The 20481-nt window shown below is 65.2% G+C and carries 27 protein-coding genes; 12 read left to right on the forward strand and 15 right to left on the reverse strand.

The window, feature by feature from the left end:
• Window positions 1-96: 96 nt before the first annotated feature.
• Window positions 97-885, reverse strand: coding sequence for a hypothetical protein (locus CIT37_RS10795; RefSeq protein WP_174719456.1), 789 nt, complete (start codon window positions 883-885; stop codon window positions 97-99).
• A 369-nt stretch (window positions 886-1254) separates the two neighbouring features.
• Between CIT37_RS10795 and CIT37_RS10800 the strand changes: the two genes are divergently transcribed.
• On the forward strand, window positions 1255-2460 hold the full coding sequence (locus tag CIT37_RS10800; protein ID WP_028145607.1) for a L,D-transpeptidase family protein: 1206 nt from the start codon (window positions 1255-1257) through the stop codon (window positions 2458-2460).
• Between the two features lie 57 nt (window positions 2461-2517).
• On the opposite strand, the gene CIT37_RS10805 is transcribed toward CIT37_RS10800, so the two are convergent.
• Complete coding sequence (locus tag CIT37_RS10805; RefSeq protein ID WP_038971294.1) at window positions 2518-3480, reverse strand: D-2-hydroxyacid dehydrogenase family protein; 963 nt, start codon at window positions 3478-3480, stop codon at window positions 2518-2520.
• 143 nt (window positions 3481-3623) lie between these two features.
• Window positions 3624-3839, reverse strand: coding sequence for a hypothetical protein (locus CIT37_RS10810; protein ID WP_028145605.1), 216 nt, complete (start codon window positions 3837-3839; stop codon window positions 3624-3626).
• 234 nt (window positions 3840-4073) lie between these two features.
• On the opposite strand from CIT37_RS10810, the gene ettA reads away from it, so the two are divergent.
• On the forward strand, window positions 4074-5723 hold the full coding sequence (gene ettA, locus CIT37_RS10815; protein ID WP_028145604.1) for an energy-dependent translational throttle protein EttA: 1650 nt from the start codon (window positions 4074-4076) through the stop codon (window positions 5721-5723).
• A gap of 7 nt (window positions 5724-5730) precedes the next feature.
• A complete protein-coding gene (locus CIT37_RS10820) occupies window positions 5731-6957 on the forward strand; it encodes a lytic murein transglycosylase (RefSeq protein WP_095426025.1) in 1227 nt (408 codons plus the stop codon).
• An 80-nt stretch (window positions 6958-7037) separates the two neighbouring features.
• Here CIT37_RS10820 and CIT37_RS10825 read toward each other — a convergent pair whose 3' ends face one another.
• On the reverse strand, window positions 7038-7322 hold the full coding sequence (locus CIT37_RS10825; protein ID WP_028145602.1) for a hypothetical protein: 285 nt from the start codon (window positions 7320-7322) through the stop codon (window positions 7038-7040).
• A 238-nt stretch (window positions 7323-7560) separates the two neighbouring features.
• A complete protein-coding gene (locus CIT37_RS10830; protein ID WP_095426130.1) occupies window positions 7561-7884 on the reverse strand; it encodes a hypothetical protein in 324 nt (107 codons plus the stop codon).
• Window positions 7885-8020: 136 nt separating this feature from the next.
• Here CIT37_RS10830 and CIT37_RS10835 point away from each other — a divergent pair, with 136 nt between their 5' ends.
• The 3 genes from CIT37_RS10835 to bfr all read left to right on the forward strand — a co-directional run bounded on the left by CIT37_RS10835 (window position 8021) and on the right by bfr (window position 9381).
• Window positions 8021-8326, forward strand: a complete 306-nt coding sequence (locus CIT37_RS10835) for a hypothetical protein (protein ID WP_095426131.1) — start codon at window positions 8021-8023, stop codon at window positions 8324-8326.
• A 161-nt stretch (window positions 8327-8487) separates the two neighbouring features.
• Entirely contained in the window at window positions 8488-8760 is a 273-nt protein-coding gene (locus CIT37_RS10840) for a (2Fe-2S)-binding protein (protein ID WP_018318601.1), read from the forward strand.
• A gap of 132 nt (window positions 8761-8892) precedes the next feature.
• Entirely contained in the window at window positions 8893-9381 is a 489-nt protein-coding gene (gene bfr / locus CIT37_RS10845) for a bacterioferritin (RefSeq protein ID WP_011089420.1), read from the forward strand.
• Window positions 9382-9577: 196 nt separating this feature from the next.
• On the opposite strand, the gene CIT37_RS10850 is transcribed toward bfr, so the two are convergent.
• The 3 genes from CIT37_RS10850 to CIT37_RS10860 form a co-directional block, all read right to left on the reverse strand.
• Window positions 9578-10180: a pyridoxamine 5'-phosphate oxidase family protein gene (locus CIT37_RS10850; RefSeq protein ID WP_095426026.1), complete on the reverse strand. Its 603-nt coding sequence runs from the start codon at window positions 10178-10180 to the stop codon at window positions 9578-9580.
• Between the two features lie 77 nt (window positions 10181-10257).
• Window positions 10258-10611 (reverse strand): hypothetical protein, encoded by a 354-nt coding sequence (locus CIT37_RS10855; protein ID WP_095426027.1) that lies wholly within the window; start codon window positions 10609-10611, stop codon window positions 10258-10260.
• Window positions 10612-10759: 148 nt separating this feature from the next.
• Window positions 10760-11836, reverse strand: coding sequence for an alpha/beta fold hydrolase (locus tag CIT37_RS10860; protein WP_095426028.1), 1077 nt, complete (start codon window positions 11834-11836; stop codon window positions 10760-10762).
• A gap of 129 nt (window positions 11837-11965) precedes the next feature.
• Here CIT37_RS10860 and CIT37_RS10865 point away from each other — a divergent pair, with 129 nt between their 5' ends.
• Complete coding sequence (locus tag CIT37_RS10865; RefSeq protein ID WP_028145596.1) at window positions 11966-12232, forward strand: DUF2277 domain-containing protein; 267 nt, start codon at window positions 11966-11968, stop codon at window positions 12230-12232.
• A 97-nt stretch (window positions 12233-12329) separates the two neighbouring features.
• Window positions 12330-12551: a hypothetical protein gene (locus CIT37_RS10870; RefSeq protein ID WP_028145595.1), complete on the forward strand. Its 222-nt coding sequence runs from the start codon at window positions 12330-12332 to the stop codon at window positions 12549-12551.
• A gap of 148 nt (window positions 12552-12699) precedes the next feature.
• Here CIT37_RS10870 and CIT37_RS10875 read toward each other — a convergent pair whose 3' ends face one another.
• Window positions 12700-13212: a collagen-like domain-containing protein gene (locus CIT37_RS10875; RefSeq protein ID WP_028145594.1), complete on the reverse strand. Its 513-nt coding sequence runs from the start codon at window positions 13210-13212 to the stop codon at window positions 12700-12702.
• 81 nt (window positions 13213-13293) lie between these two features.
• Here CIT37_RS10875 and CIT37_RS10880 point away from each other — a divergent pair, with 81 nt between their 5' ends.
• Entirely contained in the window at window positions 13294-13611 is a 318-nt protein-coding gene (locus CIT37_RS10880; RefSeq protein WP_240536316.1) for a hypothetical protein, read from the forward strand.
• On the opposite strand, the gene CIT37_RS10885 is transcribed toward CIT37_RS10880, so the two are convergent.
• Both CIT37_RS10885 and CIT37_RS10890 read right to left on the reverse strand, forming a co-directional pair.
• Entirely contained in the window at window positions 13608-13856 is a 249-nt protein-coding gene (locus CIT37_RS10885) for a helix-turn-helix domain-containing protein (RefSeq protein WP_028145592.1), read from the reverse strand. The genes CIT37_RS10880 and CIT37_RS10885 overlap by 4 nt on opposite strands.
• Before the next feature lie 287 nt (window positions 13857-14143).
• On the reverse strand, window positions 14144-14911 hold the full coding sequence (locus CIT37_RS10890; protein ID WP_095426029.1) for an SDR family NAD(P)-dependent oxidoreductase: 768 nt from the start codon (window positions 14909-14911) through the stop codon (window positions 14144-14146).
• Between the two features lie 111 nt (window positions 14912-15022).
• Between CIT37_RS10890 and CIT37_RS10895 the strand changes: the two genes are divergently transcribed.
• On the forward strand, window positions 15023-15520 hold the full coding sequence (locus CIT37_RS10895) for a molecular chaperone DnaJ (RefSeq protein WP_028145590.1): 498 nt from the start codon (window positions 15023-15025) through the stop codon (window positions 15518-15520).
• Window positions 15521-15698: 178 nt separating this feature from the next.
• Here the strand turns inward: CIT37_RS10895 and CIT37_RS10900 are convergent, their stop codons facing one another.
• From CIT37_RS10900 to CIT37_RS10910, 3 genes are all read right to left on the reverse strand, one after another.
• Complete coding sequence (locus tag CIT37_RS10900) at window positions 15699-15950, reverse strand: hypothetical protein (RefSeq protein WP_028145589.1); 252 nt, start codon at window positions 15948-15950, stop codon at window positions 15699-15701.
• Window positions 15951-16182: 232 nt separating this feature from the next.
• The gene (locus CIT37_RS10905; RefSeq protein WP_028145588.1) at window positions 16183-16443 is read right to left on the reverse strand and encodes a hypothetical protein; all 261 of its coding nucleotides are present in this window, start codon (window positions 16441-16443) and stop codon (window positions 16183-16185) included.
• A 151-nt stretch (window positions 16444-16594) separates the two neighbouring features.
• Window positions 16595-16978: a RidA family protein gene (locus CIT37_RS10910; protein WP_095426030.1), complete on the reverse strand. Its 384-nt coding sequence runs from the start codon at window positions 16976-16978 to the stop codon at window positions 16595-16597.
• Between the two features lie 487 nt (window positions 16979-17465).
• Between CIT37_RS10910 and CIT37_RS10915 the strand changes: the two genes are divergently transcribed.
• Window positions 17466-17900 carry a hypothetical protein gene (locus tag CIT37_RS10915; RefSeq protein WP_028145586.1) on the forward strand — a complete coding sequence of 145 codons (435 nt, stop codon included), beginning with the start codon at window positions 17466-17468 and terminating at the stop codon, window positions 17898-17900.
• A gap of 126 nt (window positions 17901-18026) precedes the next feature.
• Here the strand turns inward: CIT37_RS10915 and CIT37_RS10920 are convergent, their stop codons facing one another.
• On the reverse strand, window positions 18027-18722 hold the full coding sequence (locus tag CIT37_RS10920; RefSeq protein ID WP_028145585.1) for a glutathione S-transferase family protein: 696 nt from the start codon (window positions 18720-18722) through the stop codon (window positions 18027-18029).
• Window positions 18723-18876: 154 nt separating this feature from the next.
• Between CIT37_RS10920 and CIT37_RS10925 the strand changes: the two genes are divergently transcribed.
• Entirely contained in the window at window positions 18877-20460 is a 1584-nt protein-coding gene (locus CIT37_RS10925; RefSeq protein WP_095426031.1) for an outer membrane protein, read from the forward strand.
• Window positions 20461-20481 lie beyond the last annotated feature (21 nt).

The raw sequence follows: 20481 nt of genomic DNA on the forward strand, positions 1-20481 counted from the left end.
TGACGGTGCGCGCCCTCGCGCTCTCGACGCCTTGAGCGCGTGCCTCGAAGGATGGCCACAAGCGAAATCGCTCCCGCAAGCGGGGCGCGGTGAAGATCACCGCATGCGCGTGGTCGTCGTCGCAAACGTCTGCGGCTGACCGAATGGATCGAGCTGCTGCTGCAACTGCTGAGGCGGCGGACGACGCACTACGCGATGCCGCTTCTTGACCTTCGCCTTGCGCTTGGCCGCCTTGTCGTCGGCCTTGCTCTCGGTCTTGGCCTTCGCCGGCGCATCCTTCACGGCCGTCGTCGCCGGCTCGTTCAAAGCGGCCAGCTTGGCCGAGGCGGCATCGAGTGCGGAGGAGGCCAGGGCCGCGCTGGGATCGACCGGCGCTGGCTCGCTGGCGGTCGCGGCAGGCTCGGCCGCGGGGATCGACGCCGTGGTGTCGGCCGGGGTGAGCGTGTCGGCGGGCGCCGGCGCTGCGGCCTCCGTCGTCGTCTCGGGCTTCGTTGTCTCGGTCTTCGTTGTCTCGGCCTTGGCCGGTTCGGCGACCGGGACGTCAGCCGGAGGTGCCGCGACCTGGGACTGGGCCTCGGTCTCGGTCGTCAGCACGGCGACCTGGTCGGACTCGCTTTCGGGCAGTCCAATGGTCGGTACCTTGTCGCGCAGCGACGGCTCGGGCTCGGCGGTCGGCTCCGGCTCCGCGCGGAGGACCGCGAGCACCGGCTGGGCCGGCTCGGGAGCCTGCGCGAACACCTGCTCCTGCGGACCGTTCCGCCAGGAGGGGTTGCTGACATACTGCTCGTGGCTCGCCCGCAGCAGTGCGGCGGCGCCCAAGCCGAACACCAGGATGGAGACTGACAGCAGGATCGCGGCAAACAGGAAGCGAAAGCCGGGAAGCATCGAGCGATTGCGAATTTCCGCCCCGGCGGCGAAGAGGCCAGGGCCCAAGAGCCATCTGAACGCGGTGACGGTACTGTTTGCCGCGTTCGCCACGCGGGGATCGAGAGCTCAAATGGGCGGCGAATCAGGCTGATTCGAACATACCGCAACGATTCCGACCCGTTCCGCAAAAAACGGGGCCGTAGACTCCGGCAATTGACGCCATGAGCTGATTTCCGCCCCGTGATGCAACGGGGCAACGGTAGTCTTGCGGATCACAAATCGGCAGGTCCCGCGCAAATAAGCCTGATATGTCTTGAATGTGCCGCTATCTTCGGCCATCTGGCCGTTAACGGTCCGATCGGGCTTGGGGACTATACAAGAGCGATGATGATCAAACATTTTCTGACGATATGCGCTGCCGCAACAGTCGCTGCGGCGGGAACCTCGCTCGCGCAGGCTCAGAGCTATCCGGTTCAGCAGGCACCGAGCTACGGCGCCCCGGCCGAATATCGGCCCGGCGACCGCACGCCGAATTTCGACGCGCTGGAAGATGACGACGACGCGATGCCGCAGGCATCGTTGCCGCCGCCCGGCCCAGCCGACGATCCGCGCTATGGCCGTCCGGTCGGTGCTCCCCCGGTCTACTCGGCCGCGCCGCCGCAGGGTCCGGTGATGTCGCCGGATGATCCGCGTTATGGCCGCCCGACTGGGGCGCCGGTCTATTCGGCCGCACCGTCGCAGGGCCCCGTGATGTCGCCCGACGATCCCCGCTACGGCCGCCCCGCGGGTCCGCCGCCAGTGATCTATGCCAATCGTCCGGGCCAGCAGGGGCAGGCTCCCGCCGGTGACGGCATGCGTCCGCCGGAGGCCGTTGGTGGTCCCGCCGCGACCGGAACGGTCCAGGCCGGGCAGCCGCCGGTCGGCGCTGACGGAAGGCCGATGACGATGGCCGCGCTGCCGCCTGAGGAGCAGCCCGATGCTGCGCCGGTGCAGCTGCCGCAGAACCTGCGCCGCCAGGAGGTCTCGTTCCAGACCAAGGAGCCCGCGGGCACCCTCGTGGTCGATACCCCCAACACCTACCTCTATTACGTGCTCGGTGGCGGCCGAGCGATCCGCTACGGCGTCCGCGTCGGCCGCGACGGCTTCACCTGGACCGGCGTGCAGAAGATCACCCGCAAGGCCGAGTGGCCGGATTGGCATCCGCCGACCGAGATGATCGAGCGCCAGCCCTATCTGCCGCGTTTCATGGCCGGCGGCCCCGGCAATCCGCTCGGCGCCCGCGCGATGTATCTCGGCTCGACCGTCTACCGCATCCACGGCACCAACCAGCCCTCGACCATCGGCAAGTTCGTCTCGTCCGGCTGCATCGGCATGCTGAACGAGGACGTCTCCGACCTGTTCGATCGCGTCAAGGTCGGCACCCGCGTGGTGGTGATGCCGGGTGGTCCGCCGCCGGGAACCGCGACGGCGTCCGCCGCGCCGGCGCCCGGTCCTGCCGCAGGTCCGGCTCCGATGGCCGCGCAGGCCGGTCCGGTCCCGGGCACGCAGCCGACCGTGGTGCCGCCGCTACCCGCGCCGGTCACCGTGCGCTAAGCGCGCCGCGAATATTCAAATTGCAAAAGGGCGTGCCATCGGCACGCCCTTCATCATTCAGGCCAGCTTGCGCGGCAGCTCGCTGCCTTTGGTGAAAGCGTCGATCGCCTCGACCATCTGGCCGTAATGGATGCGCAGGCCGTCCTCGGTGGCGTAGCCCAGATGCGGCGTCAGCACGAGGTTGTCGAGCTTGCGGAAGGGATGGTCGACCGGCAGCGGCTCGACCGAGAAGACGTCGATGCCGGCGCCCGCGATCTTGCGCTGCTGCAACGCCTCGAGCAGCGCCGCCTCATCGACAATTGGCCCGCGCGCGGTGTTGACGAGGAAGGCCGTCGGCTTCATCCGCGCGAGATCGTCGCGGCTCACCAGCCCGCGCGAGCGCTCGCTCAGCACCACATGGATGGTGACGATATCGGCCTTGGCGAACAGCTCCTCCTTGGTGGCGTAGCCGACGCCGGCCGCCGCGCATTTCTCCGGCGTCAGGTTCGGGCTCCAGGCAATCACGTTCATGCCGAACGCCTTGGCGATCCCGGCCATCCTGCTGCCGAGCTTGCCGAGCCCGACAATGCCGAGCGTCATGCCCTCGATCTCGACGCCGGCAAAGGTCTGCCAGGGCTCGCCAGCATGCATGCGCGCGTTCTCGCGGCCGATGCCGCGGGTCAGCTCCAGGATCAGGCCCATGGTCAGCGGTGCGGTGGGATCGCGCGAATATTGCGTGCCTGCGACGGTGACGCCGCGCGCCTTCGCGGCTTCCATGTCGATCGCGGCGTTGCGCATGCCCGACGTGAGCAGCAGCTTCAGCTTTGGCAGGCTCTCGAACAGGCTCTTCGGGAAGGCCGTGCGCTCGCGCATCGCGCAGATGATCTCGAAATCGGCCAGCGCGCTGGCCGCAGCCCGCTCGGAGGCGAAGGGATGGCTGAACACGGTGACGTCGAGGCGGTCGGACAGTTTCTGCCAGTCGGCGACGTCGAGCGCGAGATTGAAATAGTCGTCGAGAATTGCACAGCGCAGCCGGCTCATCAGCGTTCATCCAGGGCCAGAGTTGATGGCGAGAGGTGAGGGCGCTGGGCGCGCGCCATCGTCGGAACCGGGCCATGGTTGCGCGCAATCAGGACGGCGCGCAAGCCGCTTGCGTCTTCAAAAGTCCGATAGGAAGGAGGCGCTCAGAGATCCCGGGGCTTCAGGCGGAACGGCGCATCCATGCCGTGCTTGGCGCGCCATGCCGGACCGGGGCCACGCATGTAGTGCAGTTCGGGCCGGTAGGGATTGAAGGCGGTGGCGAAGAAGCGCTTCCAGAATCCCTTGATCTCCGAGACGAAGCCGGAGACGTGGCCGGCTTCTGCCGGAACAGGAAGAGAATGGGTCTCGATCAGAGCCATGATGCGGCCTCGCTGTGCTCCCGTTCGTTCTGAGCGGGTGGCGCTGTTTCCGCGCGAAACCGAGCTTTCAGCCTGATTTATTAAAAGATGGTTTCAATTGTCCGGATCGGTGACCGGATGGTGTCCGTCCCGTATTCATCCGTGGTGAACGGACGGAAAACATTGCCCTTTGGGGGCGGGATCGTTACATCGCAGGCTAAGCAAATTTCCTCAAATCGAAGGTTTTCGGGACCGATGGCGCGCCAGTTCATCTATTTCATGCAGGGCCTGACCAAGAGCTACCCGACCCGGAAGGTGCTCGATAACATCCATCTGTCGTTCTACCCGGACGCCAAGATCGGCGTGCTCGGCGTCAACGGCTCGGGCAAGTCGACGCTGCTCAAGATCATGGCTGGCCTCGACAAGGAGTATAACGGCGAGGCCTGGGTCGCGCAGGGCGCCCGTGTCGGCTATCTCGAGCAGGAGCCGCACCTCGATCCGGCACTCAGCGTGCGCGAGAACGTCATGCTGGGCGTCGCCAAGCAGAAGGCCATCCTCGATCGCTACAACGAGCTGGCGATGAACTACTCCGAGGAAACCGCCGACGAGATGACCAAGCTACAGGACGAGATCGAGGCCCAGGGCCTCTGGGATCTCGACAGCAAGGTCGACCAGGCCATGGACGCGCTGCGCTGCCCGCCCGACGATGCGGATGTCACGAAGCTCTCCGGCGGTGAGCGCCGCCGCGTCGCGCTGTGCAAGCTGCTGCTCGACCAGCCCGAGCTGCTGCTGCTGGACGAGCCGACCAACCATCTCGATGCCGAGTCGGTGTCCTGGCTCGAAGGCCATCTGCGCAACTATCCCGGCGCGATCCTGATCGTGACCCATGATCGCTACTTCCTCGACAACGTCACGAGCTGGATTCTCGAGCTCGATCGCGGCAAGGGCATTCCCTACGAGGGCAATTACTCGTCCTGGCTGGTGCAGAAGCAGAAGCGGCTGGAGCAGGAGGGACGCGAGGACGCAGCGCACCAGAAGACGCTCGCGCGCGAGCAGGAATGGGTCGCCTCGTCACCGAAGGCACGCCAAGCCAAGTCCAAGGCGCGCTATCAGCGCTACGAGGATCTGCTCAAGCAGGCGAGCGAGAAGCAGACCCAGACCGCGCAGATCATCATTCCCGTCGCCGAGCGGCTTGGCGCCAACGTCGTCGACTTCGAAGGTCTCAGCAAAGGCTTCGGCGACCGCCTGCTGATCGACGATCTCACCTTCAAGCTGCCGCCCGGCGGCATCGTCGGTGTGATCGGCCCCAACGGCGCCGGCAAGACCACGCTGTTCAAGATGATCACCAAGCAGGAACAGCCGGACAACGGCACCATCACGGTCGGCGAGACCGTGCATCTCGGTTATGTCGACCAGTCGCGCGACGCGCTCGACGGCAGCAAGAACGTGTGGGAGGAGATCTCCGGCGGCAACGAGCTGATCCTGCTCGGCAAGAAGGAAGTCAACTCGCGTGGCTATTGCTCGGCGTTCAACTTCAAGGGTGCCGACCAGCAGAAGAAGGTCGGCGCGCTGTCCGGCGGTGAACGCAATCGCGTGCATCTCGCCAAGATGCTGAAGTCCGGCGCCAACGTGCTGCTGCTGGACGAGCCGACCAACGACCTCGACGTCGACACGCTGCGCGCGCTCGAAGAGGCGCTGGAGGATTTCGCCGGCTGCGCCGTCATCATCAGCCATGACCGCTGGTTCCTCGACCGTATCGCGACCCACATCCTGGCCTTCGAAGGCGACAGCCATGTCGAATGGTTCGAAGGCAACTTCCAGGATTACGAGAAGGACAAGATGCGCCGGCTCGGCCAGGACAGCATCATTCCGCACCGCGTGAAGTACAAGAAGCTGACGCGGTGATTTCGGCATGATGCGGCGGGCGCTCATCGCTGCGGTGATCGTGGTCACCTGCGGCTGGACGTCCGCGCGCGCCGCCGATGCCGCCTTCACCCAGTTCATCGCCTCGCTGTGGCCGGAGGCGCAGGCAGAAGGCGTCTCGCGCAAGACGTTCGACGAGCAGACGCGCGGGCTCGAGCCCGACTACAAGCTGCCCGATCTGATCCTGCCCGGACGGCCCGCGCTAGGTGCGCCGTCGCAGGCCGAGTTCGTGCAGGTGCCGGCCGACTACGTCAAGGAAGCCTCGATCGCGCGGCTTGCGGGCGAAGGACAGCGGCTGCTGCAGAAATATCGCGCCTCGCTGAGCGAGATCGAGAAGAAGTCCGGCGTGCCGGCAACCGTGATGCTCGCGATCTGGGGCCGCGAGACCGATTACGGCCGCTACACGCTGCCTTACGATCTCGTCCGCGTGCTGGCGACGCAGGCCTATGTCGGGCGACGCAAGGATCAATACCGCACCGAGTTCATCCTTGCGCTGAAGATCCTCGGCGAAGGCGTGGTGACGCGCAAGGACATGCGCTCGTCCTGGGCCGGCGCCACCGGGCTGACGCAGTTCCTGCCGTCCGAATATTACAAGCACGGTGTCGATTTCGACGGCGACGGCCGCATCGACATCTGGCATTCGGTGCCGGATGCGCTGGCCTCAGCCGCGCAGCAACTCGTCAACAAGGGCTGGCAGAGCGGCGTGCGCTGGGCCTACGAGGTGCAGGCGCCGGCCAAGGTCGATTGCACCACCGGTGTGCCCGAGGTGACGAAGCCGCTCGGCCAGTGGTTGCGCGAAGGCTTTGTGCCGGTGCGCGGGCAGAAGCTGAGCGCCACCGAACAGGCGCAGCCGGCCTCGCTGCTCCAGCCGGAAGGCATCTATGGTCCCTCGTTCCTGACGACGAAGAACTACTTCGTCATCAAGGAATACAATTTCTCCGACCTCTATGTGCTGTTCGTCGGTCATCTGGCCGACCGCATGACGAGCCCGCTTCCGTTCGCAACGCCATGGGCGGCCTCGAAGCAATTGCGCACCAGGGATGTCGAGACCATGCAGCGTGGGCTTACGCACGTCGGGCTCTACAAGGACAAGATCGACGGCAAGGCCGGCATGCAGACGCGCGCCGCGCTCGGTGCCTATCAGAAGTCGGCGGGCCTCAAGGTCGATTGCTGGCCCAGCGAAGAGGTGCTGCGCTCGATCCAGGCGGCGCGATAGCGCGCGACCAAAGAAAAAGCCCGGCCGATGGTCTCGGCCGGGCTTCGATCGCGGCGCTCACGAGCGCCGGTGCGATCAGATCAGTAGCAGACGCGAACCGGACGAACGACCCAGCCGTAACCGTCCCAATAACGCTGACGCTGCCAGTAGCAGGGCGGGGGCGGCGGGCCGGGCTCGGCGACGTAAACGGGGCCGCCATAGGCCGGACGGCTCGACGCGATGGCGCCGCCGACGATGGCGCCGCCGATCAGGCCGGCCGCGATGCCGGCGCCAACGCCGTCATGGGCCTTGGCGGACGGAGTGGCGGTCACCAGCGAACCGGCGACCGTCGCAACCGTGAGGGCGGCAACTAAAGTCTTCTTCATGCTCTTGGCTCTCCTGGGAGATGGGTTCCTCTTGTTAGAGGCGCCCGGGTTTCAAAGGTTCACGCACACGCTGATGGAATTGGCCGTGCAGCTAGGAAGCGCGCAATTGGTCAACCCACGGTAAACGCACACGGAGCTGTGACGAGAAAAAGCGGTCTTTTTCAGGCCCGGAGATGAACGGCGCGCCCGTAGTGAACCGGTCAGCCGATGTGGTCGCGATGGACCGGTTCGAGTCGCCTCAGCCGCAGACTCTGACGCGGCGGACGCGCCAGGCATAGCCGTCCCAGAAGCGCTGCTTCTGCCAGACGCAGCCGCCGCCGTAATAGTCGTCAGAGACATAGCCCGGGCCCGGCGCATAGTAGCGGGGCGGGTAATAGCCGGGTTCGTAATAGCCGGGTCCGGGTCCGTAATAATACGGAGAGGTCAGCGCGCCGCCGACAATGGCGCCGCCGATGATGCCGGCCGCTACGCCCGCCGCGACGCCGCGCTGTGCATGGGCCGGGGTTCCGGCCGCAACGGCCAGGGAGGCGACGGCGGCGACCGTCAGGAGCAACTTCTTCATCGGCTTGACCTTTCGTACGAACACGCGGGAACCTTTTGGGAGCAGAGTTCCATACTTCGTTTGAATGATCAATGAACGGCACCTTGGTGGCGGGCGACCAATTGATGTGAACCGCAGGCTCGGCCAGGAGGCGACGATGGGCAACGCGATGATCAATGCATTGATTGCTGCCGGGGTCGTGTCCGCGATCGGCTACGGCTGGATCACCCATCTCCAGAACCGCGGCCAGCGGCGCTCCCGCGCCGGGGCGGGTGGCGATGGCAGCAGCAGCGGCGACACCTATTCGGGCAGCAATAACGGCTTCTCGCTGGGAAGCTGGTTTTCCAGCGACAGTTCGGGCAGCTCGGCCGACAGCGGCAGCTGTTCCAGCAGCGACTGCGGCAGCAGTGGTGGCGATTGCGGAGGCGGCGGCGATGGTGGGGGAGGCGGAGGCGGCGATTAGATCCGCTCCAATCTTGATCCAGCGCAACGCTGAAATTTAGGGCCGTTCTAGGCTGCTTTTGGGCCAGTTTGGAATAGCTTCAAATACCGCTTTTTCCTTTTGCATCCGGCGGGCCCGTTAAATATCGATGATGATGCATCACCGAAGGGCCTGCCGCTTCCATGATCGTTTGTTCCTGTAACGTGCTGAGCGATGACGACATCCGCGCCGCCGTCGCCGAGTCCGACGACGCCGTGCGCCATGCCAAGCAGGTCTATGGATGCCTCGGCTGCAGCGCCGAATGCGGTCGCTGCGCCCGGACGATCAAGACCATCATCGACGAAGCCCTTGGCCCCTGCGCCCAGTCCTGCTGTGCTGGCTGTCCGCACAACCACACTGTGGCTGCCAATGACGAGGCGGCCGAGCCCGCCCAGTTCGCCCTCGCGGCCTGCTGAAAGCCTTCGCAGCTCGGTTGAGCTTTTCCCCGGCCGCGCCGCCGTAGCCAGTTGCCCTCATTCGTAAACTGACTTAGAAGCGTTCTAAATTCGGTTTTGGGCCGATTTGGACTGCAAGAGCTGGAGTGAACCATGCAGGGCGACGCAAAAGTCATCGACTATCTCAACAAGGCACTGCGTCACGAACTGACTGCGATCAACCAGTACTGGCTGCACTACCGCTTCCTCGACAATTGGGGCCTCCTCGACATGGCCAAGGTCTGGCGCAAGGAGTCCATCGAGGAGATGGAGCACGCCGACAAGCTCACCGCGCGCATCCTGTTCTTCGACGGCTTTCCGAACATGCAGGTGCTCGATCCCTTGCGCATCGGCCAGAACGTCAAGGAGATCATCGAGTGCGACCTCGCTGCCGAGATGAGCGCGCGTGCGCTCTACCAGGAAGCGGCGACCTACTGCCACGGCGTCAAGGACTACGTCACGCGTGACTTGTTCGAGAAGCTGATGAGCGACGAGGAGCACCACATCGACTTCCTCGAAACCCAGCTCGACCTGATCGGCCGCATCGGCCTCGAGCTCTACACCCAGAAGCACGTCGGTGGGCTCGAGGGTGAGGGGCATTAAGCTCCGGCTCTGGCGCATACTCGGTGTCGTCCCGGCGAAAGCCGGGACCCATACCGCGTGATCTATCTGGATGCGCCGGTATGAGTACCGTGGGACGAGTTCTTCACTGCGAGTCTTCGCAAAACCACTCCCTGTGGCTATGGATCCCGGATCTGCGCTGCGCTTGTCCGGGACGACACCCTGATTGTCGCCCCACCTACAATTGCGTCTTGTAGATCTCTTCCACGGTCTCCTGGCTCGCCGGTTCGCCGAGGCCGGTCTGGTCGTGGATGACCGTGACGATGCTGGGCATCACCGAGCGCTGCACTTTCTCCGGCGACCACAGCTTCGAGCGCATCAGCGCCTTGCCGCAATGGAAATAGACTTCGCTGACGGCGACGTTCAGCACCGCCCGCGGTGGCTTGCCGAATTCCACCATGGAAGCGAGCAGATCCGGATCGGCCGACAGCGTGCCGCGTCCGCCGACGCGTAGCGTCTCGTCGATGCCGGGCACGAAGAACAACAGATGCACAAAGCCCGAGCCTTCGACGACGTTGCGGAAACTGTCGATCCGGTTGTTGCCGGAGCGGTCAGGCATCAATAGCTGGTTCGGACCGGCGACGTGGACGAAGCCGGTGCCGCCGCCGCGTGGCGAGGCATCGACGCTGCCGTCCGCGCCCGACGTCGCGAGCACGCAGAACGGCGACATCTCGATGAATTTCCTCGCATGCGCGTCGATCGCGGGACGCGCTTTCGCGATCACGCGCGGGCTCGGCTTGGCGTAGATGGTGGCGAGGTCTTCGGCGCAAAGATCGGTCAATGGCGTGCCTCCGCTTCAGCTTGGCGGCAAGCTATCCGATCGGGTCGCCTCCAGCCAATGGAATCGATCAAGACGTTTTACACGGCATCCGCCGGCACGAAGCAGCTGATGATGATGGCGCCGCGGTGGCGAACGTACCACACCACGGCCTGGCCGACCGGATTGCCCCGGTCGCGGATGATGGCGCGCTCGGGCACCTCCATCCATTGCCCTTCGATCGGCACCCAATAAGCGCCGCGGCGCACATCGTAGTCGGTGCGATGGCCGTCCGAGACATCGCAGCAGGGCACGCCGTTCGGCGCGATCACGCTCTTGAACCAGGCGCGGATATCGGGCGGGATGTGGTCATATTGCCCGTTGTCGAATGCGAGTGCGGCGCTGGTCAGCGCCGTCATCGCGACCAGCCAAACGCACAGTGCGAGCCTGTGCATGCGATCCCTCCTCGTCGCGTTCCGCTATTCGCGCGCGAGTCTTGCGCGTGTCGGTTCCATCGGTGACGCGATTAAGCCCGAGCTGTCAGCGCATTGCATGCCCAAATAATATGCGGCTCCGAAGTGCCGCACATGATGCGCTGCAAAATCAGCGGCGCGCCGATTCGATCGTTTGTTGCGGCGTGCTCTCCAGCAATTGCCGCACCTGCTCGCTGTAGAATTTCGCATTGCCGGTGGTGCCGTGGCCGCGCGTCTCGGCGCTCGCCGGGATCAGATAGAGGCGGCCGTTTTTGACCCGCTTCATGGCCGCGTCCGTGATGCCGGTCTCGGGCGGGTTGCGCTCGTCGTCGGCGGAATTGATCAGCAGCAGCGATGCTTCGATGGCTTCCAGCTTCTCGCCGGCATTATAGTCGTGCGAGGACTCCCACTGGTAGACGAAGTCGTTGGCATCCGCCGTGATCGGCGTCGCCAACCGGTCGTCGACGATCTTGTCGGCCTTGGCCGCGGTCGGCGCCTGCGATTGGTAGGCCAGGGTGCCGCCGATGCTGGCGATGCCGTAGGCAGTGATGGCATATCTCATCATGCGCGGCTGGCTGGTGTAGTTGCCGCCATTGTAGTCCGGGTCGTTGCGGATGGTGTCGAGCATGATCCGCCGCAGCATCCAGTTGCGCGACGCCATCTCGGTCGGCTGCGAGGCCATCGGGATCAGCGCGTCCATCGCGTTCGGATATTTCTCGCCCCACAGCCAGGTGTGCATGCCGCCCATCGAATTGCCGATGACGAGCCGCAGATGCTTGACGCCGAGTCCTTCCGTCACCAGGCGATGCTGCGCCTCGACCATGTCGTCGTAATCGTATTTCGGGAAGCTCGTCTTCATGCCGTCGGAGGGTTTTGACGATTTGCCATGACCGATGCCGTTGGGAAGGATGATGTAATATTTGGAGGCGTCGAGCGGTTGCCCCGCGCCGAACAGCTCCCCGGCGAAGGCGGGTGACAGCATGCTTGTGCCCGAGCCGCCCGTGCCGTGCAGCACGAGCACCGGTTGGCCTGAGGGCTCGCCGATTGTGGTGTAGTGCAGCTTCAGCTCCGGCATGGTCTCACCGGTGTGGAACTTGAAGTCCCTGGCGATCCAGTCGCCCTGCTTGGGTGCCGGATAATCGGCGGCCAGGACCGGCATTGAAAAGGACAGCAGGACAGCCGACAGCGCGGCGCAGGAAGCCTTCATGTTTCTCTCCCCATTGCGGCTCATGGTCGGCGGCCGCGTTGGAGCGGAACTTAGCAGAAGTGCGCGGAAGGATGTAGGATTTCGGCTCCGCCGATCGTCTTCAAGGAAACATCCGGAAGAGGCCCCTGCATGTGCCGCAACATCAAGACGCTGTTCAACTTCGAGCCGCCGGCGACGGAGGATGAGATCCACGCCAGTGCGCTCCAGTTCGTGCGAAAACTGTCCGGCTTCAACAAGCCGTCGCAGGCCAACGAGGCGGCGTTCGACCGTGCAGTGGCCGAGGTCTCGCAGGCTGCGCGAAATCTCCTGACCTCGCTGCACACCCATGCGCCGGCGCGGGACCGCGAGGTCGAGGCGGAAAGGGCGAAGGAGCGCTCGCGGCTGCGCTTCGGTTAGAGGGCTGCAGCTTCGCATTCCGTGATCTGGCTCACGGTATGGGGCGCCTCGTCCTGCAATGATGTCCGCCGGGATTTTGACAGCCCGGAGCAGGATCATGAGCCGCCCCCTTCTTCCGCTGAAAGCAGGTGCCATCGTCTTCACGCTGCTGTGGACTGCGTGGATGATGTGGTGGAGCGGCTCGTTCTCGAGCGCCAACGTGATCATCCTGGCCCTGTGCGGCGCGGCGGTGGGCTATCTCTGGTATCGCGCCATGCGCTGGCAGTTCGAGCGCATGGGCATGCTGCCGCGCAAGGATGACGCTTCCGGCGCGTCTTGATTTGGCTCGTGTCCCGGACGCGGTGCGGCGCGAAGTGCCGCTCCGCAGAGCCGGGACCCAGTCATCGTCAGCGCAGCTCCCGGCGATAAGGGCCTCGGCTCAGCAGCGCAGCATTGCATGCCGCGCTGCGTCCGGGGCACCGGCATCGCTAATCCCGGTGCTTCTTCTTTTTCTTCTTCTTCCTGTGCTCGTCGCTTTCGCCTTCGTCGCTCTCGTCGTCGACGATGGCCTCATCGGGCTCCTGCACGGCGGCCTCCAGCGCCTCGCGCTCGGCGGCGTCGCGCTCGCGTTGGCGGCGGCGCTCGTCCCAGGCGTCGAACAGTTGCTCGAGCCACGGCAGCACCTGTTCGATCGAGGGCAATTGACCGGCAGGCCCAGCCTCGCCGCGCGGGCCTTGCGGCCCCGCCGGCCCCTGCGGTCCGGCAGGTCCCTGCGCGCCGGCGGCCCCACGCGGGCCAGCCTCGCCCTGCTTGCCTTGCGGACCGAGCTTGCCCTGAGGTCCCGCCCTTCCGATCGGCCCCGGCTTGCCTTGCGGACCCGGCTTGCCGCGCGCGCCGTCGGGACCGCGCCGGCCCGGATGACCCTGCGGTCCCGGCCGTCCCGGCTCGCCCTGCCGTCCGCGCGGCCCTTGAGATCCCTGCCGTTTCTGTTCGTCTGCCACGCCGCTGCTCCCTTGACCGGAAGCAAGCTACTTAGCGGCGTTTGACGACAGCAGCAATTCCGCCGGGACAGCTCACCACGCTTGATCAACATCAATCGGCGGCACGCGCTGCTGTGTCATCGATCGCACGGCCACATCTCTTGCGAGGAGCGACCGATTCGCGCAGCGTGGAAGATCCTTTGGCTGTTCGCTGCCGTCCTTGCAGCAGCGCTTGGCCTCGCGCACCAACTGGTACCCGACGTCGTGCCGGTCGCGTTCGCCGAGGAGCCGCAGCCGTCATGGGCTGTCATGACGGCCTTCTTCCTCCGCGCGATCGAGATGATCGCAGCCTCGGTCGTGATGATCGCGCTTGCGGTCATCATCGGCGGATTGATTCAGCGGCGCGTCCTCGGACGCTAATCCTGATAGGCGGGCACGTCGATGCCGGACGCCGCGTAGATCCTGATCTTGTTGCGCAGCGTGCGCACCGACAGGCCGAGCACGCGCGATGCGCGGGTGCGGTTGCCGTCGCAGCGCGCAAGCGTCTGAAGCACGAGCTCGCGCTCGACTTCGTCGACGGTGGCGCCGATCAGAAGCGGAACGATCTGGTTGGGAGCAAGGAATTGCGCGCCCGACTCGGACGCAGCGACATGAACAGTGGTCATCAACACACCTCCCGATCAACGCCCGCTCCCATCTTTGGAAGCGGATCGAGAACCAACGACCCCCAAGCCGTAGATGTACGGTGGGCGGGTTTGGTTAATGAAAGGTTAATCGCGAACGAACGCACCAATTGACCCCAGGAATGCCGCTAAGCCGCCGCGATTGGCGCCAGATGCATCGTGATGCGGGACTATCTCTTCCACGCATGCGGTGTCATCGTCCGGTCCAGTGGCGCAATTGCCGACAAGGCGGACGACGAATCCCGTGCGCGGGGGTAGTGAGTCGCGCCTCACACCGTCCGGTAGCCGCCGTCCACCATCACGATCGTTCCCGTGACATAGGCCGACAGATCCGACGCGAGGAAGATCGCGGGCCCGACGATATCCTCGGGCTTGCCGGTGCGCGCCAGCGGGGTGTGGTCGACGAAGGCCAGCACCAGCGCCGGATTGGTCGCGCGCACATTGGCGTTGATGTTGGTCTCGATGAAGCCCGGCCCGATCGCGTTGACGCGCACGCCTTCCTTGCCGAGCTCGACCGCGAGCGCCTTGGTGAAGCCGAGCACGCCGTGTTTCGAGGTCGTGTAGGCCGCCGAGCTCGGCGTGCGCAGATGCACGAAGGACTGGATCGAGCCGATATTGACGATGCGGCCTTTGCTCGCGCGCAAGGGTGCGAGGAAGGCCTGCGTCATGTTGAAGACGCCGTTGAGGTTGAGCGAGATGATGTCGTTCCAGTCCTTCGCCACCGTCTCGGTCTCCGCGGTGAAGGCGTTGCGGCGAGTAATGCCGGCATTGTTGACGAGGATCGAGACCTGCCCGACCTTGTCGGCGATCTGCTTGGCGAGCGCAAAACAGTCCTCGCGCCGGGTCACGTCGAGCGCAAAACTCTCGACCCTGCCGCCCGCTTTGCGGATCTCCTGGGCGGCCTCCGCGACCGTGTCGGCATTGACGTCGAGCAGCACCACTTGCGCGCCCTCGCGAGCGTAGCCCGCCGCGATGGCCCGGCCGATGCCGGAGCCGGCGCCGGTGATGACGGCGATGTGGTTTGCGAGCAATGCCATGACATTTTCCTCCCGATTTCGTTTCGAAGTTTCACGAAACGCTAACTCGAAATTAAGGGGACGGAAACGGCAGCCTTGGCATACTGATCTTCATTGCTAAACGTTGCGCGCATGATGGAACGGCTCGACACACGGCTCGACTCCTGGAAACTCGCCCTTGAACGCCTGCGGTCGGCGCAATCGGCCGATTGGGCCGAGGCGGGCCGGCTCGTGGCCGAGATCGCGCGGACGAGCGTCGATGCCACGCTGCGCCAGGCCGCCGAGCAGGCGCTTCCGGTGCTGCGCCAGGCGGTCGAGAATGACGATCACGGCGTCACGCTGGCGGCCCAGCGCCGCATCGGCGTCGTTCTCGAAGTCGTTCATGATCTGACCGCGCCGCGCTTCGGCCGGCGCAACGCCACGCCGAAACAGCTGTCCAGCGAGGATCGTGCCCGCAAGATGCTCGGCCTGCCGCTCGCGGTGCAGCTCACCTGCGAGGACATCAACCAGGCCTATCGCCGCGCCGCCAAGGGCATGCATCCCGACCACGGCGGCAGCACGCAAGCCTTCATCGACCTCGCCGCCGCGCGCGACGTCCTGATCCATCCCGGCGCGCACAAGGACGCGTGAGGTGCTCGACGATATCTCGTAGGGTGGGCAAAGGCGCCAAACGCCGTGCCCACCATCTTCGTGGTGGATGGAAACGGTGGGCACGCTTGCGCTTTGCCCACCCTGCGACATCTCGAAGAGAAACGGGCAAGAACGCATGCCCGCGTCCTTGCCCGCTCTTCGTCCGCCGATCGAAATCTTACCAGGTGCACTGGCCGTTCTTCAGCGCGGCGTCCTTCACGGCGAGTGCGTCGATGAACGTCGGCACGGTTGCGCTGGCGCGATGATAGCCGGCCGGCCACGGCGTGGTCGGGATGCTCTCGTCCCAGATCTGGCAGAGGCCGGTGTCCTGCCAGCGGATCAGGTGATAGCTGGCTTCCGCTGGGTTCGCCGCGACGAAGGCGGTGACGGCAAGACCGGCGGCAGCGCACAGCACGGAAATACGACGCATGATCAGCTCCTCAAATGAATGATGTGATGCGCCTCCCGGCAATGCGGGGAGGGCTGGTGCCGGACGCTGGGGATGCGCCCCGGACAAGATGTGAGTAGTTCCGCAGGCCGGTCAGGTTCAAAGCGCGCGAGCGGGACATGGCTGATTTCGGCCGGAAAACGCGCGGTCCCGCAAAAGAAGAAGGCGGATCGCTCGCGCGACCCGCCCTCCAAATCCGGTCCGTTGCAAAAGCTCAGAGCGTGCAGCGGCGCTCGGCGCGCATCTTGATCTGGACGTCGGAAGCGGCCTGGAAGGTCGGGAGCGGCTTGCTGACGACCTTGTAGGTCGACACGCCCCATTGGAACGGCTTGTACTTCAGGTCCTCGTTCCAGACCTGGCAGATGCCGGTGTTGTCCCAGCGGATCACGTAATAGCCGACCGCCGCCGAGGCCGGCACGGCGAACACGGAGGTGGCGATGCCGGCAACGGCACAGAGGGCGAGAACGCGACGCATGAAATATCTCCTTGTGGGGAAGTGGGACGCAAAAATTCGTGCGGTAAAAGCAGGTCCTTTGCAAGCCGGGGAGCTGCCGTTCACGGACATGTCAGCTGTTCCCCAAGCATTTGGTTCGGCCGCGTGCCCGGCAAGCCACACGCTCAGTGGCTCACTTCGCCAGCGACGCCACCGCCTCGATCTCGATCAGCATCCTCGGGTCGGGCAGGGCGTGAACCACGCAGGTGGTGCGCGCCGGATAGGGCGGCGGGCCGAAGGCGCCGGCATAGAGCGCATTCATGGCGGCGACGTCGGAGGCGCGGGTCAAGAGGACGTTGACCTTGACGAGGTCGCGGACACCGGCGCCGGCCTCGCCCAGCACGCGCTTGATGTTGACGACGACATTGGCGAACTGCGCCTCGAAACCGTCGGGCAGCGCACCATTGGCATCGAAGCCGGGAATGCCGGAGACGAACAGGAGATCACCGACGCGCGTCGCAAAGGACAGCGGCGGCGCCTTCACGTGCGGCGGGGGCGCGAAATGCTGGATCGGCATGGCATCACCTCGAATGCAGGAACGGGCGCGTAGCCCGCATGAGCGTAGCGACATGCGGGAGACTTGCAATCGGGTTGCGGAGACCGGCAAGAACAAAAACGCGAAAACAACCCCATGCACAGTAGAGATCATGTGGAGATCATTGAGTTTTTACAATTCGGTAAAGGATAAACCTCCAAGTTGCTCCGTCGGGCAAGACAGGGGCGGAATGGGATGATGGAGATGCGCGACTTTGTGCCCGAACCTCCGCCGTCAGGCCCCGGCTTGACCGGGGCATCCATTGCGCCGCGGCCTCTCGGCGCAGTCACCGCCGCCTCTGGAATACTGGATCGCCCGGTTGGATGTTTGGACCGGGCGATGACGGTTGAGTGCGACGCCGCGCCTTGCGTCTCATGGCAGCCCCATCATTTTGCCGCCGCGATCCATCGGATAGATTCGCTGCGTCTGATTCGAATCCCTCCTTGAAAAATAGCCCCCGGAGATATCCATGAAGATCGCATCCACCTTCCGCGCCGCGCTGGTCGCCATTGCCGCCCTGGCCGGGCTCTCGACCTCGGCGATGGCCGACGGCGGCACCGTGGTGCTGACGATCTACAAGGCGGGCTGGATCATCGGCGGCTCCGGCGGTTCCGGCGTGCTCAACTTCCGCGGCCGCTCCTATGGGCTGTCCACCGGCGGGCTCGACTACGGTCTCGTCTTCGGCGGTTCCAAGACGGTGCTGCGCGGCCGCGTCTCCAACATCAATCGTCCCTCCGATGTCGCCGGCGTTTACGGCGCCGCCGGTGCCGGCCTTGCCGTCGGCCGCGGCGCCCGCGCCATCGTGCTCACCAACCAGAAGGGCGCCGTGCTGGAATTGACCGGCACCCAGGTGGGATTGATGGCGAATGCGGATCTCAGCGGCCTCGCGATCACGATGCGGTAGAGCAGGGTGCCGCCGTAGGGTGGGTTAGACCCTTGGCGTAACCCACCACTTCTGTCACCGCGGAAGGAGAAGAGGTGGGTTACGCGCATCGGCCCGCGCTTCGCGCAGCCGCTGCGCTAACCCACCCTACGATTTTCCGATCGCCGCATGAATCCGCTCGCAATGCGCGACGAGATTCTTCTGCGCATCGACGAACGCCTTCAGCGGCGTCGGGATCGGAAAATAATAGATGTTCGCGACGAAGCCGTAGATGCCGGCATCGACGCTCGTTGGCGCGGCGCCGTGCACGAAGCCCGCGGCGGGCACGATTTCGGCCAGCACCTGCAAATCGGCGAGCCCGCGCGCGTAAGCCTGCTCCGGCGTGTAGCGGCCGATGCCCTGGTAATGATAGCGCTGCGCATTATACGCCTTCGCCTTCTCGAATCCTTCTGCACTCACTTGCGGATGTTGCGCGATGAAGCCGTCGCGGAACGCCGGATAATAGCGCTCGTCCTTCCAGCGCGAATACGACATCACCCAATAGAGATCGTCGAGCATGCGCGTGACGAGGAGATTGGTGCGGCGCTGCTCGCTCGAGAGCGCGGCATCGATCGTCAGGCGATATTTCGCGATCACATGCGCGATGATCGCCTCGCTGTCGCCGATGGCCTCACCGTCGTCGACGATGTAGGGCAGCTGCCCGCGCGGCGCGGCGGAGGCGTCGAAGATGTGCTCGTGCACGAGCGGCACGCCCGCGAGCTTGAGGAAGGCGTAGACCTTGAGGCCATAGCCGTTGTTGTCGGCAACGCCGAACAGTTGCGGGTAGGAATAGAGGGTCAGCATGGGCGGGCTCCCTTCCACCCGGAGTCGTATCGCCGCAGTGACAGGCTTGCAACAGTCCGGCGCCTTGTGGGCGGTGTCGTTCGATCGGAGGACGCGAGGTATCGCCCGTTCGCAGTATGGATTCGGCCTGAAATTATTGCGCCAGGGCCCCGACATGCGATGCTCACTGACCCGCCGAAACACGCCGGCATTGTCTTTCGGCGGCGCGCTTCTGGTCGGGCTCGCCTTTGCAGCATCGGCACAGGCTGCGGATATCGCGGTAAAGCCCCTCACCAAGGCGCCGCCGGTCGCGATCTCGTCGTGGACCGGCTTCTATGCCGGCCTCGGCCTCGGCTTCCGATCGACCGCCGCCGACCTCACCACCACATCGGTATTCGAGGACGGCATTCCCCGTGACATCAGCGATGCCGTCGTCAGTCAGCCGTTCGACGGCCCGGGCCTTCGCGTCAATCCCTATGCCGGCTTCAATTGGCAGGTGGCGCCGAGCTGGGTCCTCGGCGTCGAAGGCGATGTGGGTTTTGGTCGCCAGACCACCATCCTCCAGGGGTTTCGCGCCTCGCCGCGGGCCGGCTCGTCCAGCTTCCTCGTCGACAGCCTCGCACTCACGGCCGGCTGGGATGCGAGCCTGCGCGGCCGCGCCGGCTATCTCCTGACGCCCGCGACAATGGCTTATGTGACGGGCGGACTTGCCTGGCAGCAATTCGACGTCACCTCGGTCTGTGTTGGCGCCACCTGCAACAATGCGCTGCCTGCCGTGGTGTCGAACTCCGCCACCAGAACCGGGTGGACGCTCGGGGGCGGCCTCGAGACCGCGCTGTGGGGCAACTGGCTGCTGCGCGCCGACTATCGCTACGCCGATTTCGGCACCACGCCGTTCACCATGGCACGCACCAGAAGCGGCGCGGGGCCCGCGCTGACGGTCGACAATTTCGACACCAGGCTGCGGACCCACACGGCGAGCGTCGGCCTCGCCTACAAGTTCGGTGCTCCCGTCACCGGCGCCGGTTCGCATCCGCTGCAAGCGCAGGCCGCCATGCTGCCGTCCTGGACCGGTGCGTATCTTGGCCTTGGTCTCGGTGCGCGCGCCACGCGCACCGACCTGACCGCTACATCGGAGACGATCGGCGGCTTTGCGTTCGACCTCGCAGAGCGCGCCAACAACCGTCCGATGGACAACACCGCGTTCCGCGCCAGCCCTTATGCCGGTTATCTCTGGCAGCTCGCCTCGCAATGGACCGCCGGTGTGGAGGGCGATTTTGGTTTTGCCGACCGCACCACCACGCGCGAAGGTTTTACCAGCGTCCATCTCGCCGACTCCCAGGCGCGCGGCGAGAGCCTGTCGATCCGCAGCCGCTGGGACGCATCCTTGCGCGCGCGCGGCGGCTATCTCGTGAGCCCGCAGACCATGCTCTATGCCACCGCCGGCGCGGCCTGGCAGAACTTCGAGTTGACCTCGACCTGCACCAGCCGCAACTGCAGCGGCTTCTTCGCGCTGTCGTCGCCGATCATCAATTCGTCGACCACGAAGATGGGCTGGACGCTCGGTGGCGGCCTGGAGACAGTCGTGTGGGGCAACTGGCTCGCGCGCGCCGAATACCGCTATGCCGATTACGGCAAGTCCGGCTTCACCGTCCCACGGTCGAGCGGCCGGGCCGAGTTCGATCCGTCCGTCAACACCTACGACGTCGCGATGCGGGCGCATCTGGCGACGTTCGCCATGACGTATCGGTTTCAGTGAGGCGGCGCGAGACGGTTGCAG

Origin of the sequence: Bradyrhizobium ottawaense (genome assembly GCF_002278135.3) — a bacterium.
Taxonomy (GTDB): domain Bacteria; phylum Pseudomonadota; class Alphaproteobacteria; order Rhizobiales; family Xanthobacteraceae; genus Bradyrhizobium; species Bradyrhizobium ottawaense.